The 14,992-nt window shown below is 63.1% G+C and carries 16 protein-coding genes and 1 pseudogene; 6 read left to right on the forward strand and 11 right to left on the reverse strand.

The window, feature by feature from the left end; all coding sequences use genetic code 11:
* The first annotated feature begins 26 nt into the window (after positions 1-26).
* The 3 genes from ABX74_RS18260 to ABX74_RS18270 are packed head-to-tail and all read left to right on the forward strand — an operon-like array spanning position 27 to position 2,631.
* Complete coding sequence (locus ABX74_RS18260) at positions 27-806, forward strand: TIGR04222 domain-containing membrane protein (protein ID WP_047889388.1); 780 nt, start codon at positions 27-29, stop codon at positions 804-806.
* On the forward strand, positions 740-1,726 hold the full coding sequence (locus tag ABX74_RS18265) for a TIGR04222 domain-containing membrane protein (protein ID WP_223257955.1): 987 nt from the start codon (positions 740-742) through the stop codon (positions 1,724-1,726). Before ABX74_RS18260 ends, ABX74_RS18265 begins: the two co-directional genes overlap by 67 nt.
* A complete protein-coding gene (locus ABX74_RS18270) occupies positions 1,723-2,631 on the forward strand; it encodes a TIGR04222 domain-containing membrane protein (RefSeq protein ID WP_047889389.1) in 909 nt (302 codons plus the stop codon). Before ABX74_RS18265 ends, ABX74_RS18270 begins: the two co-directional genes overlap by 4 nt.
* On the opposite strand, the gene ABX74_RS18275 is transcribed toward ABX74_RS18270, so the two are convergent.
* Genes ABX74_RS18275 through pdhA form a run of 5 tightly spaced genes read right to left on the reverse strand, consistent with a single transcriptional unit; the run spans position 2,560 to position 8,439 of the window.
* A complete protein-coding gene (locus tag ABX74_RS18275; RefSeq protein WP_047889390.1) occupies positions 2,560-3,666 on the reverse strand; it encodes a Glu/Leu/Phe/Val dehydrogenase family protein in 1,107 nt (368 codons plus the stop codon). The two genes, ABX74_RS18270 and ABX74_RS18275, sit on opposite strands and share 72 nt — an antisense overlap.
* 24 nt (positions 3,667-3,690) lie before the next feature.
* Positions 3,691-5,085, reverse strand: a complete 1,395-nt coding sequence (gene lpdA / locus ABX74_RS18280) for a dihydrolipoyl dehydrogenase (protein WP_223257956.1) — start codon at positions 5,083-5,085, stop codon at positions 3,691-3,693.
* Complete coding sequence (locus ABX74_RS18285; protein ID WP_047889399.1) at positions 5,085-6,308, reverse strand: dihydrolipoamide acetyltransferase family protein; 1,224 nt, start codon at positions 6,306-6,308, stop codon at positions 5,085-5,087. The genes lpdA and ABX74_RS18285 overlap by 1 nt, the downstream gene beginning before the upstream one ends.
* Positions 6,305-7,309, reverse strand: coding sequence for an alpha-ketoacid dehydrogenase subunit beta (locus ABX74_RS18290; RefSeq protein WP_019746166.1), 1,005 nt, complete (start codon positions 7,307-7,309; stop codon positions 6,305-6,307). The genes ABX74_RS18285 and ABX74_RS18290 overlap by 4 nt, the downstream gene beginning before the upstream one ends.
* Positions 7,310-7,311: 2 nt before the next feature.
* On the reverse strand, positions 7,312-8,439 hold the full coding sequence (gene pdhA / locus ABX74_RS18295; RefSeq protein WP_047889391.1) for a pyruvate dehydrogenase (acetyl-transferring) E1 component subunit alpha: 1,128 nt from the start codon (positions 8,437-8,439) through the stop codon (positions 7,312-7,314).
* 154 nt (positions 8,440-8,593) lie between these two features.
* Here pdhA and ABX74_RS18300 point away from each other — a divergent pair, with 154 nt between their 5' ends.
* The 3 genes from ABX74_RS18300 to ABX74_RS18310 are packed head-to-tail and all read left to right on the forward strand — an operon-like array spanning position 8,594 to position 10,258.
* On the forward strand, positions 8,594-9,064 hold the full coding sequence (locus ABX74_RS18300) for an Lrp/AsnC family transcriptional regulator (protein WP_020971454.1): 471 nt from the start codon (positions 8,594-8,596) through the stop codon (positions 9,062-9,064).
* Between the two features lie 46 nt (positions 9,065-9,110).
* On the forward strand, positions 9,111-9,935 hold the full coding sequence (locus ABX74_RS18305) for a DUF692 domain-containing protein (protein ID WP_047889392.1): 825 nt from the start codon (positions 9,111-9,113) through the stop codon (positions 9,933-9,935).
* Complete coding sequence (locus tag ABX74_RS18310) at positions 9,932-10,258, forward strand: hypothetical protein (RefSeq protein ID WP_020971456.1); 327 nt, start codon at positions 9,932-9,934, stop codon at positions 10,256-10,258. The genes ABX74_RS18305 and ABX74_RS18310 overlap by 4 nt, the downstream gene beginning before the upstream one ends.
* Here the strand turns inward: ABX74_RS18310 and ABX74_RS18315 are convergent.
* The 6 genes and pseudogenes from ABX74_RS18315 to ABX74_RS18340 form a co-directional block, all read right to left on the reverse strand.
* Positions 10,247-11,041, reverse strand: a complete 795-nt coding sequence (locus ABX74_RS18315; protein WP_020909834.1) for a family 1 encapsulin nanocompartment shell protein — start codon at positions 11,039-11,041, stop codon at positions 10,247-10,249. The two genes, ABX74_RS18310 and ABX74_RS18315, sit on opposite strands and share 12 nt — an antisense overlap.
* Entirely contained in the window at positions 11,038-12,096 is a 1,059-nt protein-coding gene (locus ABX74_RS18320; RefSeq protein ID WP_047889400.1) for a Dyp-type peroxidase, read from the reverse strand. The genes ABX74_RS18315 and ABX74_RS18320 overlap by 4 nt, the downstream gene beginning before the upstream one ends.
* A gap of 81 nt (positions 12,097-12,177) precedes the next feature.
* Complete coding sequence (locus ABX74_RS18325; RefSeq protein WP_047889393.1) at positions 12,178-13,134, reverse strand: SMP-30/gluconolactonase/LRE family protein; 957 nt, start codon at positions 13,132-13,134, stop codon at positions 12,178-12,180.
* Between the two features lie 33 nt (positions 13,135-13,167).
* Positions 13,168-14,124, reverse strand: coding sequence for an alpha/beta fold hydrolase (locus ABX74_RS18330; protein ID WP_047889394.1), 957 nt, complete (start codon positions 14,122-14,124; stop codon positions 13,168-13,170).
* Between the two features lies 1 nt (position 14,125).
* Entirely contained in the window at positions 14,126-14,500 is a 375-nt protein-coding gene (locus ABX74_RS18335; RefSeq protein ID WP_003942502.1) for a nuclear transport factor 2 family protein, read from the reverse strand.
* A gap of 65 nt (positions 14,501-14,565) precedes the next feature.
* A pseudogene (locus ABX74_RS18340) lies at positions 14,566-14,992 on the reverse strand (hypothetical protein); the annotation flags it as partial.

The raw sequence follows: 14,992 nt of genomic DNA on the forward strand, positions 1-14,992 counted from the left end.
AGGAGTTCATCGAGAGGTGGTGTGCGATGCATGATCATACGAATACGTGGGGAATTTCCACCCAGGCTTTCCTCGGGTGGTACGTCGCCGCTGCCACCGGAGCGGTGGTGATCGCACTTGTGATCAGAGGCGTCGCCATGCGCAAGCCCACACCTGCAGTGCGCACACTCACACCACCGGAGATGGGTGTACTGACCAGCGACGAGCGTGCGGTACGCGCTGCCGTGGCAGAACTCGAGAGTGCTGCATATTCTGCCGGCCAGGGTCAGCATGACCGCTTCACCCGCATCGTCCGCCAGCGGATCGACGACGCCGGTGGAACTGCCGTGCCCTCCCGGCTCGTGCCGACACTTCCGCTGCCCCTGTTGGAGCTTCGTAGCGACCTGGTGCAGGCCGGCTACCTGAACGGCAATCGTGAACACACTTTGACGCGATTGTCCGTGGTACCGGTCGTTGTCGTCGCCGTGGTCGGCACGATCAGGACCGGATTCACTGTCGTGAACGAGAACCCGGTGGGATACCTTCCGCTCGTGGTCGTCTGCCTCGCCCTGATTGTCGTAACCCTTCTCCGCCTGAGCCGACGCACTCGTTTCGGCCAGGTCGAATTGAGTCGCTTGAAGGACGAATACTCCTACCTCACACCGAATTTCCAACCGTCGTTTGCTACCTACGGGGCGACGTCGGCGGGTATTGCCGCGGCACTCTTCGGTCCGGGTCGCGACGGCGGTTGGGCACCCGGATGCGGCGGCGGGTCTTCACCGTCCAGTTGCTCGACCTTCTCGAGCACCGTGAGCTGTGGGGGGTGAGTGCGGTGAACAACTACTACTCAGCCGACACGTGGGGGATCCCCAGCCAGACTTTCCTTCAGTGGTACCTGGTGGCGGCTGCCGTCGCGATCGGACTCTCGCTGTACAGCCGAATGACTGCGCGCCGGTCGCCCGTGGTCGTCGACTCGGTCCGTCGGCCGCTCACTCCTCCCGAGATCGGCGCCTTGACCAGTGACTACCAGGCCGTTCTGGCGTCGATGGCTATTCTGCGCAGCGCCGAACTGATCAGCACCGAAGGAAAGACCAAGCTGGCACTCACTGCGGAGGACAAGAGTCGTCTCGACTGGTTCACCCGTACCGTGCACAAGCGACTCGGCAACGGAAAGGTCCCGCTGCGGCAGGTGCGTCTGATGGGACGGCTGAACGTCGCACTCGCACAACTACGTACGACGCTGATCGACGAGGGATACTTGCAACGCCCGCAGGACGGGCTGACTGCTGCCTTTCGGACCGTTCCGATCCTGGCGGTAATTGGTCTCGGCGTAGTCCGTCTCGTCGCCGGCATCGCCGGCGGTAAGCCGGTCGGGTTTCTGCTCCTCACCATCATCGTTCTCGCGCTGATGATTCCACTTCTCCGCATCAAGCGTCGTCGGACAGCTTTGGGCGACAGCGAGCTTCGACGCCTCAAGCACGAAAACTCGTACCTCTCACCGAAACTGCGGCCCGCGTACTCGAGCTACGGTCCCTCGCTCGCCGGACTCTCGGCGGCGCTCTTCGGTTCGGGAGCTCTGGTTCTGATCGATCCCGCGCTGGCGGGAGCGGTGGCTGCGGGCGCCGCGTACAGCCCGGGCGGCGGGGGTTCGAGCTACTACAGTTGTGGCTCCTCATCCGGTTCATCCGGCTCGGACGGCGGTGGCGGCAGCGGTAGCAGTTGCGGCGGCGGGGGGTGTGGGGGATGAGCACGCATGCAGCCGACACTTGGGGGATCCCCAGCGAGGATTTCCTCTACGGCTACATAGCCGTTTCGGCCACGCTCATGGTTCTCACTCTGGGGTGGCGTCTGATGATCCGGGCACGCCGGTGCAGGTATTCCGCCGGGCACGGGTATTCCGCCGAGCAACTGACCCCTCCGGAAGTCGGCATGCTGACAGACGAGTCACGCGCCATCGCAGCGTCATTGGCAATCCTGCGTAGCGCTGATCTGATCACCACCGACGGCGCTGTCCTGCGCCCGTTGGGCCCTGGCGACGAGACCCTGGACTGGTACACCCTCACCGTGTACCAGCGCCTGGCCCAGCAGGCTCTACCCCATCGTCGGCGGCAACTCGCCGAGCGCATGACGGTGGAAACAGCTCGCCTACGAAACTCTTTGGCGGACCGGGGATACCTGACCTCCGACAGCACCAGGCGTTCAATCTTTCTCTCCACAGTTCCGCTGAAGATCCTGGTGGCCGTGGGTATCGTCCGCATTGCTTTCGGACTGCACAACGACAAGCCCGTCGAGTTTCTGATTCTCGCCGTACTCGCCACCGGGTTCAGCATCCCGCTGCTCGGGCTCAACTTCGATCGCACCACCTCGGGCAGTGCGGCATGTTCGGAACTGACCACGGCACACGCCTACCTGTCCCCGCGCAACAAGCCTGCCTTCTCCGCCTACGGCCCACGCTTGGCGGGGATGTCCGCCGCTCTCTTCGCAGGTTCGGCGATGCTGATGATCAATCCCGCCTTGGCCTCCGCCGCCGGAATCGGTGCCGACGGCAGCGGAAGTAGCGGGGGTTCGGACGGTGGCGGTTCAGACGGGGGAGGCGGCAGCTGCAGTGGGGGCGGCGGATGTGGCGGCGGCGGTGGTGGATGCGGGGGATAGCCGCGTCCGGGCGAGCAGAAGCGCTGCGGCCTCGGTAGTGATGCCACGTTCCTCGCTCAACGAATACACCTCGTCCAGAGTTCGACCGATCCCTCGGGTTCGTTCGACGACATCGTCTTCGTTCCACCCCAGGACTTCTCGCCCCACGAGGTGAAAGGCTCCGCCTGCGTTCGCGACGAAATCAGGGGCACAGAGAACCCCGCGGCTCCGCAGAACCTCGCCCGCAGCGGCATCGGTCAAGATGTTGTTTGCTGCGCCCGCCACGGCCAGAGTCGGAATCGACGCAGCAGCAGCGGAATCGATGATGCCTCCCATCGCACAGGGAGCAAAGAGGTCACACGACGTTCGAAGTACCTCGTCCGCAGGAACGATCGTGTGCCCCGCAAGAGAAGCCGCCTCGAGGCGCTGCGGGTCCGTATCGGCAACAAGCAGGCGTGCCCCAGCCTGCGCCGCGAGACGCACAACATCTCCGCCGACGGCGCCGAGCCCCTGAACCAGCACCTTTCGGCCGTCGAGTGTTCCGAGTCCACGACGACGCGCCGTGGCCTTCATCGCTTCGAACACGCCCAGAGCCGTGGCGTGCGCGCTGGAACCGGCGCCACCATTGTCGACCGAACGCCCGAAGACGTACTTGGTGGTGCGACTGAGCTGATCCATGTCGGAAGAGTTGGTGTTGACGTCAGGACCGGTCCAGTAGTTTCCCTCGAGCTTGTCGATGTTCTCCGCGTGAATGTCGAGGATACGAGACCAAGTCGCCGAGTCGATCCGATTGCGCGGTGCGGGCAGTGCTATCACCGACTTCCCGCCACCCATCGGCAGGTCGGAGACCGCCATCTTCAAAGTCATTGCGCCGGACAACTTCCCGGCGTCCGCCAGCGCGTGACCGATCGAGGGGTAATGCGCCGCCCGCGTGCCACCCGACGCCGGTCCCAAACGGGTGGAGTCGATTCGGATCACAAAGGTCGTGCCGGTCTCCCGATCATGTCGGGTAACGGTCAGTTCACCGTCCCAGCGCAGTTCGTCGTCGATGCTCATTGCAGATCCTCTTCTGGTCATGGTTCAGCGGTGCGCGTGCAGTGGTGATCCCGCGAGTGCGAGCATGGCCTCGCCCAACGCCTCGTTCTGGCTGGGGTGTGCGTGGATGAAACGCCCCACCTCATCGGGAAGTGCTTCCCAGGCGACGGCCAACTGCGCCTCACCGATCAGTTCACCAACCCGGTCGCCTACCAGGTGGACGCCGACGACGGGACCTCTGGTTCCGCTGCGAATCACTTTGATTCCCCCGGTGGTTCGCAGGATCTGACTCTTGCCGTTACCCGACAGGTCGTAGACGACGGTGGAGACGTCACCGTACTGCGTGCGCGCCGCCTCTTCGCCGAGTCCGACTGATGCAACTTCGGGATGTGAGTACGTCACGCGAGGAATCAAGTGTTCGGCGACCGGTATCGGATCCTTCCCGGCGATCTGTTCAGCCACAAAGATTCCTTGTTGGAAACCTCGGTGCGCCAACGCAAGACCGGGCACGATGTCGCCGACCGCGTACGCACCGTCCACGGACGTACGGAGGCGTTCGTCGGTGACGACAAATCCCTTGTCGAGGCTGATTCCGTTTTCTTCGAAACCGTTACCGTCCGTGCGGGGTCCGCGGCCGACGGCGACCAACAGTAGTTCGGTATCGGATATCGTTCCGTCGCCTAGTTCGATGCGGACCGAATCGGCTGCTTCTTTCGCGGAAACGATCTTTGTGTCTGTCTTACAGACGATTCCGCGTTTCCGGTAAGCCCGCTCCAGCTGCTTCGACGACCACGGGTCCTCGGCGGCGATCAGTCGGGGGAGTGCCTCGACGATCGTGACTTCGGCACCGAACGAGCGCCAGAGGCTCGCGAACTCGACGCCGATGACACCGCCACCGAGCACTGTCGCGCTGGTGGGCACCCGGTCGAGTTCGAGCGCCTGGTCACTGGTGAGGATCCGGCGGCCGAGTTCTATGCCGGGCAGTTCCCGCGGATACGAACCGGTGGCCAGAACGAGTGATGTTCCGGTATAGCGGGTTCCGTCGACGTCGATGCTTCGCCCACCGACGTACGTTCCGTAACCGTTGACAATAGTGATCTTGTGTTGCGCCAACAAACCTTGCAGACCGCTGTACAGCCGCTCGACTGTTCCGTTCTTGTAGTCGTGCACCTGCGCGATGTCGATGCCGTCAAAAGATGCCCGGACTCCGAATTGCTCACTGGTGCGTGCCGAGTCGGCGACCTCGGCGGAATGCAGCAGCGCCTTGGTCGGGATGCATCCGCGGTGCAGACACGTTCCGCCGACCTTGTCCGCCTCGATCAGCGTGACCGACAATCCGAGTTGGGCGGCGCGGATGGCGCAGGCATAGCCGCCCGATCCTCCACCGAGGATCACGACGTCGCTGTGGGGTTCTGCAGTTGTCATCGGAGCCTTGGTCATCAGAGCCTTCCCAGGACGCGGATCGGGTTCTCGATGTAGTCACCGAACAGCCTCAGGAATCCGCCGGCTTCGCCTCCGTCACAGACGCGGTGGTCGAAGCTCAACGAGATCTGAGTGACCTTACGGACGGTCAACTCGCCGTTCACCACCCACGGCTTGTCGATGATGCGCCCGATCCCCAGAATTGCCGCCTCGGGGTGATTGATGATCGGAGTCGATCCGTCAACCCCGAATACCCCGTAGTTGTTGAGCGTGAACGTGCCGCCGGTCAGGCGGGCGGGTTCGAGTTTGCCGTCGCGGGCAAGGTCGGTGGTTACCCGAAGTGCTTGTGCGAGTTCGACAGTGCTCAAGGTGTCGGCATTGCGAATGACCGGCACCATCAATCCCTTCGGTGTCTGTGCGGCGATTCCCAGGTGCGTGCGGGCGTGTCGAACGATCTCGCCTCGAGCAGTATCGACCGACGAGTTCAGTTCGGGGTACTGCGCCAACGCCGCGGTGGTCAGCCGAGCCAGCAGCGCCATCAGGCTTATCTTGTCGGAATCGGGCAGTGACTTGTTGATCTCGGCTCGCGCCGCCAACAGTTCGGTGGCGTCGACGTCGACCCAGGTTGTCGCGTCAGGGATCTCACGGCGGCTGGTGGACAGCTTGTCGGCCACCACCTTGCGAAGCCCCTTGATCGGGATGCGTTGGTCGCTCACGTGCGACGTTTCCGTCTCCGGGCCGGTGTTCGACCCGGCCTCGACGTCAGCGCGCGTTATCACCCCGCCGGCACCGGATCCGGAGAGCAAGGAGAGGTCGATATCGTTGTCAAAGGCCAGTTTACGAACGATTGGTGAGATCACGCGTACCGCCGAAGGAGTCCGACGTCGGCGTCTCGGTGCATCCTCACTGGTGCCGTAGCCGATCAGGACATTGCCCGAACCCGCGCGTTCCTCTTCACGGTAACGCTCGTGGTTGGCCGAAACGACCGCGTCGACACTGCCGCCACCACTCACAGTGATCAACGGCGTGCCCACCTTCAAGGTGTCGCCGTCCTTGCCATGTAATTCGACGACGGTCCCGGCGAACGGGATAGGCACGTCCACAGCAGCTTTCGCGGTCTCGACCTCGACGACGATCTGATCGATGGTGACCACGTCGCCGACCTTGACGTGCCACTCCGCAATATCGGCCTCGGCCAGACCTTCACCCAGGTCGGGGAGCATGAATACCTGATTGCTCATGCCGTCACCGCCCAACGGGTGTCCGGGGCGTCGTTCCACTGCAGACGGTCGACGGCGTCCAGGACACGGTCGACGCTGGGCAGGTGGTGACGCTCGAGCTTCGGCGCGGGGTAGGGGATGTCGAATCCGCTGACCCTGAGCACCGGAGCGTGGAGATGGTGGAAGCATCGCTCCTGCACGCGAGCAGCAATTTCCGCACCAACACCGGCAAAGCCCTGCGCTTCCTGGATGACGATGCAGCGTCCGGTCTTTCGCACCGACGCGGTGACCGTCTCGTCGTCGAACGGCACTATCGACCGGATGTCGATCACCTCGATGTCGCGGCCCTCGGCCGCAGCAGCCTCGGCGGACTTCAGTGCAACCTCCACGGACGGACCGTAGGCAATGAGCGTCGCGTCACGACCGGGGCGCCGGACGACGGCGCGCCCGATCGGCTCCCGTGCGGTCAGTTCGACATCGGCTCGCGAGAAGTACAGCTTCTTGGGTTCGAGGAAGATCACCGGGTCGGGGTCCTCGATCGCCGAACGTAGCAGTGAGTACGCATCTTCCACCGTGGATGGCGCCACGACCTTCAGGCCGGGCGTGTGTGCGTAGTAGCCCTCGCTGGAATCACAGTGATGCTCCACCCCGCCGATACCGCCGGCAAAAGGAACACGGATGACTATCGGAATCGACAGTGCACCCTTGGTACGGTTGCGGATCTTTGCGACGTGGGAGGCGATCTGCTCGAATGCCGGATAGGCAAACGCGTCGAACTGCATTTCCACGACCGGACGAAAACCAGCCATGGCCATGCCGATTGCGAATCCGATGATGCCGGACTCGGCGAGGGGAGTGTCGAAGCATCGGTCGTCGCCGAAGTCGCGGGTGAGGCCGTCGGTGACGCGGAAAACGCCGCCCAGGGTGCCGACGTCCTCACCGAAGACGACAACGTTGTCGTCCGCAGCCAGAGAGTCCCGTAGCGCGGTGTTGAGGGCCTGAGCCATCGTGAGCATGGGCATGGTCAGTGTCCCCCTGTGTCAGCGGCTTCGGCGGCAAGTTCGGTTTCGAGTTGGGCTTGTTGCTCACGCAATTGCGGTGTCTGCTCGGCGAAGACGTACCGGAACAGATCGAGCGGATCGTGCGGGCGGTCGACGTTCATGCCGGCGCGAAGTGTGGCGGCCTCGGTTTCTGCCTCTGCGGTCAGTGATTCCACGAACGCGTCGTCGATCATCTCGTGTGCGCGCAGATACTTTTCGAGACGCGGCAACGGATCTCGCCCGAGCCAGCTTTCCACCTCGGCGCTGTCGCGGTAGCGGGTGGCGTCGTCGGCGTTGGTGTGTGCGTCGATGCGATAGGTGTGTGCCTCGACGATCACCGGCCCGTTTCCGCTGCGGACGAAGCGCGCCGCCTCGTCCATGACGGCCATCATCGCAACAGGATCGTTGCCGTCGACCTGCTCGCTGCCGATCCCGTAGCCGACACCCTTGTGCGCTAACGTCGGTGCTGCGCTTTGACGTGACAACGGGACGCTGATCGCAAATCCGTTGTTCTGCACCAGAAAGACGACCGGTGCCTTGAAGACGGCGGCGAAGTTCAGCGCTTCGTGGAAATCACCCTCACTGGTGGCCCCGTCGCCGCAGAGCGCCAGCGCGACGGTGTTCAGGCCCCGTCGGGACTCCCCGTAGGCCACCCCCGCTGCATGCAGCAATTGCGTTGCCAGCGGGGTGCACTGCGGCGCACTGCGCAGCGCTACCGGGTCGTACCCGCAATGCCAGTCGCCGGCAAGCATGCTCAGAATCTGCACCGGATCGACACCCCTGGCAGCCAACGCCATCGAATCCCGATAGGTGGGGAAGAGCCAGTCACTCGGCTCCAGACTCATCGCTGCCGCGATCTGGCATGCCTCCTGCCCTCGCGAGGACGGATACACGGCCAACCGCCCCTGTTTGGTCAGCGCCGTCGCCTGCTGGTCGAAGCGTCTGCCCAGGAACATCTTTCGATACATCTCGATCAGGCGATCGTCGCTCGGTTTTGCGTAGCGCGCCTCGCTGCGCGTCAGTTCTCCAGCAGGGTCGAGGTACTGCACCGCGGAATCGGCCGGCAGGAACTTTTGATACCGCAGTTCCCCCAAGGGCTCGACAAGAGTCACTTCTACCTCCAGAAGACGTTGTGTCCATCAGTATTCGCACTTCGGCGACGTAATGGCAGAAGGCGTCGAAGATTCAAGACAAACGGCCTATCATGAGGATTCGGACAGCAATATGTCCATCAACCGACTCGACTACCGAAGCAGGAATGGACAGATGGCCACCGAACCGCACGCTCTCGATGCGATCGACCGCCGCATCATCGCCGAACTGGTCGCAGACAGTCGCATCTCCATGCGTGCACTGGCCGAGAAGGCGCACATATCTCGCGCTCACGCCTACGTCCGCATCGAAAGGCTCGAGGACGCCGGAATCATCACCGGATTCACGACGCGGATCGCGCATGAGAAGGCCGGACTCGGCTCCTCGGCGTACGTGGCGCTCTCGATCAGGCAGCACTCGTGGCGAGGTCTGGCGGCGTCCTTGAAGGCCCTGCCGTTTGTCGAGCACTTCTCCCTCCTCGGCGGCGACTTCGACGTTCTGGTGCTGGTTCGAGCCCCGGACAACCAGGAACTACGCCACACCGTTCTCGAAGAACTCCAGGGACTCGACGGGGTTCTCTCGACCAAAACGTGGCTGATCTTCGAAGAAGGCAACGGTCCGGGACCCAACTGGTTGCCCGGCTGATCCGTCTATAGTCGCCGTTAGCAGTTGCACACGGGAGGTGACTCGAATGACCCTGTACGGCCTGGGAATCGGTTGGCGTCCCGAGGTATCCGGAATCATCGCGCAGCTAGACGGCCTGGCATTCTGCGAAGTCATTGCCGAATCCATCGGAACCGAGATACCGCCGCACCTCGGTTCGCTGGGAGTTCCGGTGATCCCGCACGGAATCTCGCTCTCCCTTGGCGGGGCCGAGGCGGTAGATCAGGCACGGATCGATCACCTTGCGCATACAGCCCAGCTACTGGACGCCCCCTTGGCGAGCGAGCACATTGCATTCGTGCGGGCGGGCGGCATAGAGGCCGGGCACCTGCTCCCACTGCCACGCACCTACGAAGCGATCGATGTCTTGGTACGCAACATCACCCGCACTCAGGACGGTCTACCGGTGCCGTTTGCCGTCGAAAACGTTGCCGCCCTTTTCGACTGGCCCGACGACGAGTTGACCGAAGGGGAGTTTCTCTCGGAGATCGTCGAACGCACCGGGGCTCTGCTGGTTCTCGACATCGCGAACGTCTATGCCAATGCCCTCAACCGAGGGCGTGATCCCTGGGCCGAGCTGATCCGGCTACCACTCGAGCGAATCGCATACTGCCACATCGCCGGTGGCAGCATCAGCGACGGCAAATACCACGACACGCATACCGATCCTGTGCCCGAAGCCGTGCTGGAACTCCTTGCGCAGTTCACCGCCGCCGGTCACCATCCCGCGATCATGCTCGAGCGTGACGGAAACTATCCGCCGGCACTGGAATTGCTCGACGAGCTCGATGCCATCGCCGACGCATCGGGGCTTGATCGCATCACCGCGGGCACCAATTGGTCACGCACATGAGCGCGCTCGGTGAGCGTCAAGAGGCACTGATTCGCGCACTGGTGGCAGGCGGCGAACTACCCGAAGGCTTCGACAAAGACGATGCTGCCGTTGTCTCGACGGCACTGCTCCGAAAGCGCGCCGGAGAAGTGGCGCACCACCTTCCGGTCGTGCGCCACACTCTCGGCGATCGCTATCTTCGGTTGTTCACAGCGTGGGCGGACGGACGGCCGAAGACATCTTCGCACGCGGACGCCCAGGCTTTTGTCGCCCACCTCCAGGACATCGGCGAACTGCCTCGCTCGCCCTGGCATCAGAGGTTTCGAAGGCTCTTACGCAAGTGAGACAACGGCTTCGCTGGTGTACATGAGGAACGTCATCGATTCCTGGAAGTACAGCTCGACGGAGTTCGCATCGTGCGAGAGGTAACCGATGGACAGGTCCTGGCCCAGATGCAGTTCGTAGTCACCACCACGCGTCGACAGCAGGAAAGCGCCGTCGATGGCCGGGGCCCAGATGATCTCGCCGTCGAGAACGCGTCGCAGGTGCTCGCGGATGGGGTAGCCGTGATCGGAGGTCTCGTTGATCGCGGTGAACGCGTCGGCGTTCAGGAGCAATGAGTACGGTCCGTTGACACCGGCCAGGCGCAGTGACGTGATCGCCTGGCTGATGGCTTCCGGGTAGTCCTTGGCGTCGATGGGGAGCTTCAATTCCGGGTTGGAACCGCTCGCCCGCACGCCGGTGATGCTGGCTGCGGGGTATCCCTCGAAGATGGCGCGGTCCTCGGCGAACGCGATCTGCTTGGCGGCATCCTTGACCGGCTGCCAGTCGGAGTCCTTGGCGCCGCGTTCGACGTCGTCGATGGCCTGACGGCTGACGGTGAACGGGACCCGCAGTTCGATGACCGGCTGCGACTGACGAGCGTGTGCGATGACGCCGTCGGCCAAGGGATTGATCGGCACCTGATGTCCGAGCGGGATGGCCGCAAGATCGTCACCTGACGGGCCCTCCACGTCCACCACACGACGACCGGCGACGTGGCGCTTGAAGGTACGGCTCGCCTCTTCTTCGATCTCGGCCCAGGCTGCTGCCGAAATGGGTGCTAGGTCGCGGTGCAGGTTTGTCATTGCTGGGCACTCCTTTTGAGGCTGCCGATTCCGAGAGAACCGTCAGAGATGGGCGCTGTGAACGTCGCTTCGGGAACGAGCCTGGTCGGCGCGTCCGGGGGATCGTCGAGAAAGTCCGCCGTCGGAACGAAGAAATTGATTCCGGTGACGGCGGTGGAGAAATCGAGAATGCGGTCGTAATTGCCGACGGGATTCCCGATGAACATGTTCGTCAGCATCTGCTCGGTGACCGTCGGCGACGCCGAGTAACCGATGAAATAGGTACCCATCTCAGCGGAGCCGACGTGGCCGAACGGCATGTTGTCGCGCAGAATCTGGATCTGCTCACCGGATTCGTCTTCGATGACGGTGAGTGCGGTGTGCGAGTTGGCCGGTTTCGTGTCGTCGTCCATCTCGAGATCTTCGAGCTTGGAGCGTCCGATGACGTTCTCCTGCTCCTCGACGGGCAGTGAGTTCCACTCCGACATGTCGTGGAGGTACTTCTGGACGATGACGTAACTGCTGCCTGCGAAGTCCGGATCCTCGTCACCGACGGTGACCGCAACGTAGGCGGCCTGCCCGGACGGGTTCTCGGTGCCGTCGACAAAACCCATGAGGTCGCGTTGCTCGAAATACTTGAACCCGTGGACCTCGTCGATCACCGACGCGGCGCCGGCCAACCTGTTGGTCACAACCGTGGCGAACTCGAAGCACAGGTCCATCTGACGGGCCCGGATGTGGAACAACAGATCGCCCGGTGTGCGGGGAGCGTGGTGTTTGTCACCGGTCAACTCGACAAAAGGATGCAATTCTGCCGGCCGTGGACCCTCGAACAGACGGTTCCACGCATCCGAACCGATGCCGACGACGGCGGCCAAGCCACCGGCGGGAACCCGGAATCCGATCGAGCGTTGCAGCCCGGAAATATCCGCCAGAACGTCGTGAACTGCCTGCTCACCACCCTCGTCGATGGTGAAAACCAGGAAGATCGCAGCTTCGGTGAGCGGGGTCAGCAACGGCTGCGGTATCGCGGGAAGGGCCACTTCGGCCTCGTCGATCTCACTCGTTTCCGCCATGCAGACCAGTATGGACGATTCCGGCAGTCCCGGCATCAGTAGTGGGTAAGACGAGTGAAGGTGTCGCGTTAAGGTGTCGCGTTACGGTGTCGCGGCCTGGGCGCCCGCATCGAAGCCAGCCGGAATCTCGAAGATCTTTCCGTCGAACCCAGCGCGGTAGAGATGCCCGGCCGCGAAACCGGAATTGCCACGCCCGTAGGTCAACACACTCGACGCCTGCAGTCCGCTGGTGAGCGAGCAGTACTGGCCGGGTCCGTCGATCCGCCACACCTCACCACTGATGTCCGTGGGAACGATTGCGCGATCTCGCGAGTCCAGGGTCAAACCATCTGGGGCAGAGAAGGTTTCGAGACCGCCGAGATCGACCAACGATTCCGAATACCCTGGATTGTCGACGGAGATGCGGCTGACACCCGGGTTTGCGAAGGTGCGCGAGACGTAGAGCCAGCGATTATCGGCGCTCAGGGCTGCGCCGTTTGCACTCGGGAAGGTCGCCCACGCCGGGTCGACGGCACCGCCTGGGCTGACCTTACCGATCAACGAACCGAAATCGTTGGTGGCATAGATCGTTCCGTCGTGCGCGACGGCGAGGCCGTTTGCAGCGCTCAGACCACCGGCGATCGGCGTCACGGCCCCCGAGTTCACGTCCACCCGCGCGACGGACGCAGCACGCGTCAGATCGCCGATCAGCACGCCGGCGTTTGCTCCGGTTCCCACCAGCAGTGAACCGTCCGGGCTCCACGCGAGTGCGCCCGCACCGCCGGGAACCGTCGCGATCGGAACTGCGGCCTGACCAGGCGCGTCGACGCGGAAGATTCGACCACTCACCAGGTCTGTCGTGTACAGGCGACCCTGCCCGTCCACGGTGACACCCTCGAGGGCTGCGCCCGGAATCTGGGCGCTGAGGATTGCGGGAGACGATCCAGGGCAGGGCGGCGCGGCCGCGGCACCGGACACACCCAGAGCCAGAAGCGAACCGGCAACAAGAGCACCGGTGATACCTACCCGAATACCGCGATCGAAGATCCTGGTGCGCATCTGCGCAACGCTAGACCTTCGGCCCGATTTCGCCTAGAGCGACCGAAGGAAAGAGATCAAAAGTTCATTGACCTCGGTAGCACGTTCCTGCTGTACGAAGTGCCCCGCGCCGCCGAGAAGGTGCACACCCCGCAGGTCGGGGACGGTGTCCTTCATGCGGTCCAATGCCTTGGGGCCGCTCATCGCGATGACCGGATCCTCGGCGCCCGCGACGAAGAGCGTCGGGACGTTCACGTGCGCGCCGTCCAAATCCGCACTGCGTTCCCAATTGGCGTCGTACGCACGGTACCAGTTCAAGCCACCTGTGAAACCTGTTGCAGTAAAGAACTTTACATAAAAATCCAGATCGTCCTCGGTGAGCCACGACCACGGCAATGCAGGCGCCTCGGGCAGTACGTCGAGGTAGCCGTTTCCTTCGGACGGGTTCTTCCAGACGTCGAGGTACCGGTAAGCCCCGGAGAGGGCATGGAAGAGCCGCTGAAGAAACTCACGTGGACGGGCGTCGAGTTCGCGCTCCGCGACACCCGGTTCTTGGAAATAGTGAATGTGCAGAAAATGCTTGCGCGCCATCGCGGCGTAGATGGTCGAGGGTTTTGCGGGGAACCTGTCGGGCGCATAGGGGACCGCCAACGAGACAAGCCCCGCAACACGATCGGGATGGCGCAGAGCGGTGGTCCACGCGACGGGCGCGCCGAAATCGTGGCCGACGAACACCGCTTTGTCGATTCCGAGAGCGTCGAGTAGGTCGATCAGCCGGTTCGCGACGGCATCGTTGGTGTAGTCCTCGACCGCTTCGGGGCGGGTAGTGCCGCCGTAACCGGGCATGTCGAGTGCGATCGCCCGAAAACCCGCTTCCGTCAACGCTGCCGACTGATGCCGGTAGCTGTACCCGAGGCCGGGAAAGCCGTGACACATAACCACAGCTGCCCCAGAACCGGAATCGTCAATCTGCCAACGGAATCCGTCGACATCGATCGTCTTGACCGTCATGTCAGGCGGTGATCATGTCTTCCTGGTTCCAGAATGCACGCATCGACAGGATCTTTCCGTCGTCGTCGAAGGTCATGACGTCGATGGGTGCGATGGTCAGGGTCTGCTCGCCGAGCTTGGTGATCAGCGAGAAGTGGAATGCCGCTTCGTTTCCGGCGATGCGGAGGGTCTGAAGGTGAGCTTCCTGGTCGAAATTCTCGATCACGGAGTAGAACTCGAGAATGGACTCGCGGGTGGTGCGAACGTCGGTACCAACCGGGTCTTCAACGGTTGCACCCTCGGCATACAGGGCCACAACCTGGGCGGCAGTGCCCGTGGCAACTGTCTCGATGTAGGCGTCGACGGTCTTGCGGATTACCTCTGCGGACGGTGCCATGGTCTACCCCTCGTAGTTAGAACAGGTTCTAATTCTGAGGATAACCTACGTCTCTGGTCCACGGGTCAGGTTTCGAGCACCTTGCGCAGGCGAGCCTTCTTCCGGTTCTCCCGGACGATCCAGACGACATCGGCGTCGTCCGACGCCTCCAGGGAGACGAATGCCGGCAGGGCATTCTCCGGATCAGCCGCGACCGCGACGCTCCAGCAATATCCGAGCGCCTGCCGGAGAGTACGTGTGTCGGCGTCACGACGGGCATCAGCTGGTTGCGAGACGATCCACTCGGTAGCGTCTCGGCACACCTGGACGGCCAGCGCAGCGTTGGTCCTGTCCTTCAGCAACCGTGGCTCGCAGATCCCGGCAGCCGCTGCGCGCAGCGTCAATGGATGGGTGGAGCGTGCCCACTGCTCGATGATCGCCCGGAACAATTCCGGATCCGTGTCGCCTATCGCTTGAACGGCCATCGCGGCAGCTTCACGTGCACGCCACGAA

The organism is Rhodococcus sp. ARP2 (assembly GCF_001029585.1).
Taxonomy (GTDB): Bacteria; Actinomycetota; Actinomycetes; order Mycobacteriales; family Mycobacteriaceae; genus Rhodococcus_F; species Rhodococcus_F erythropolis.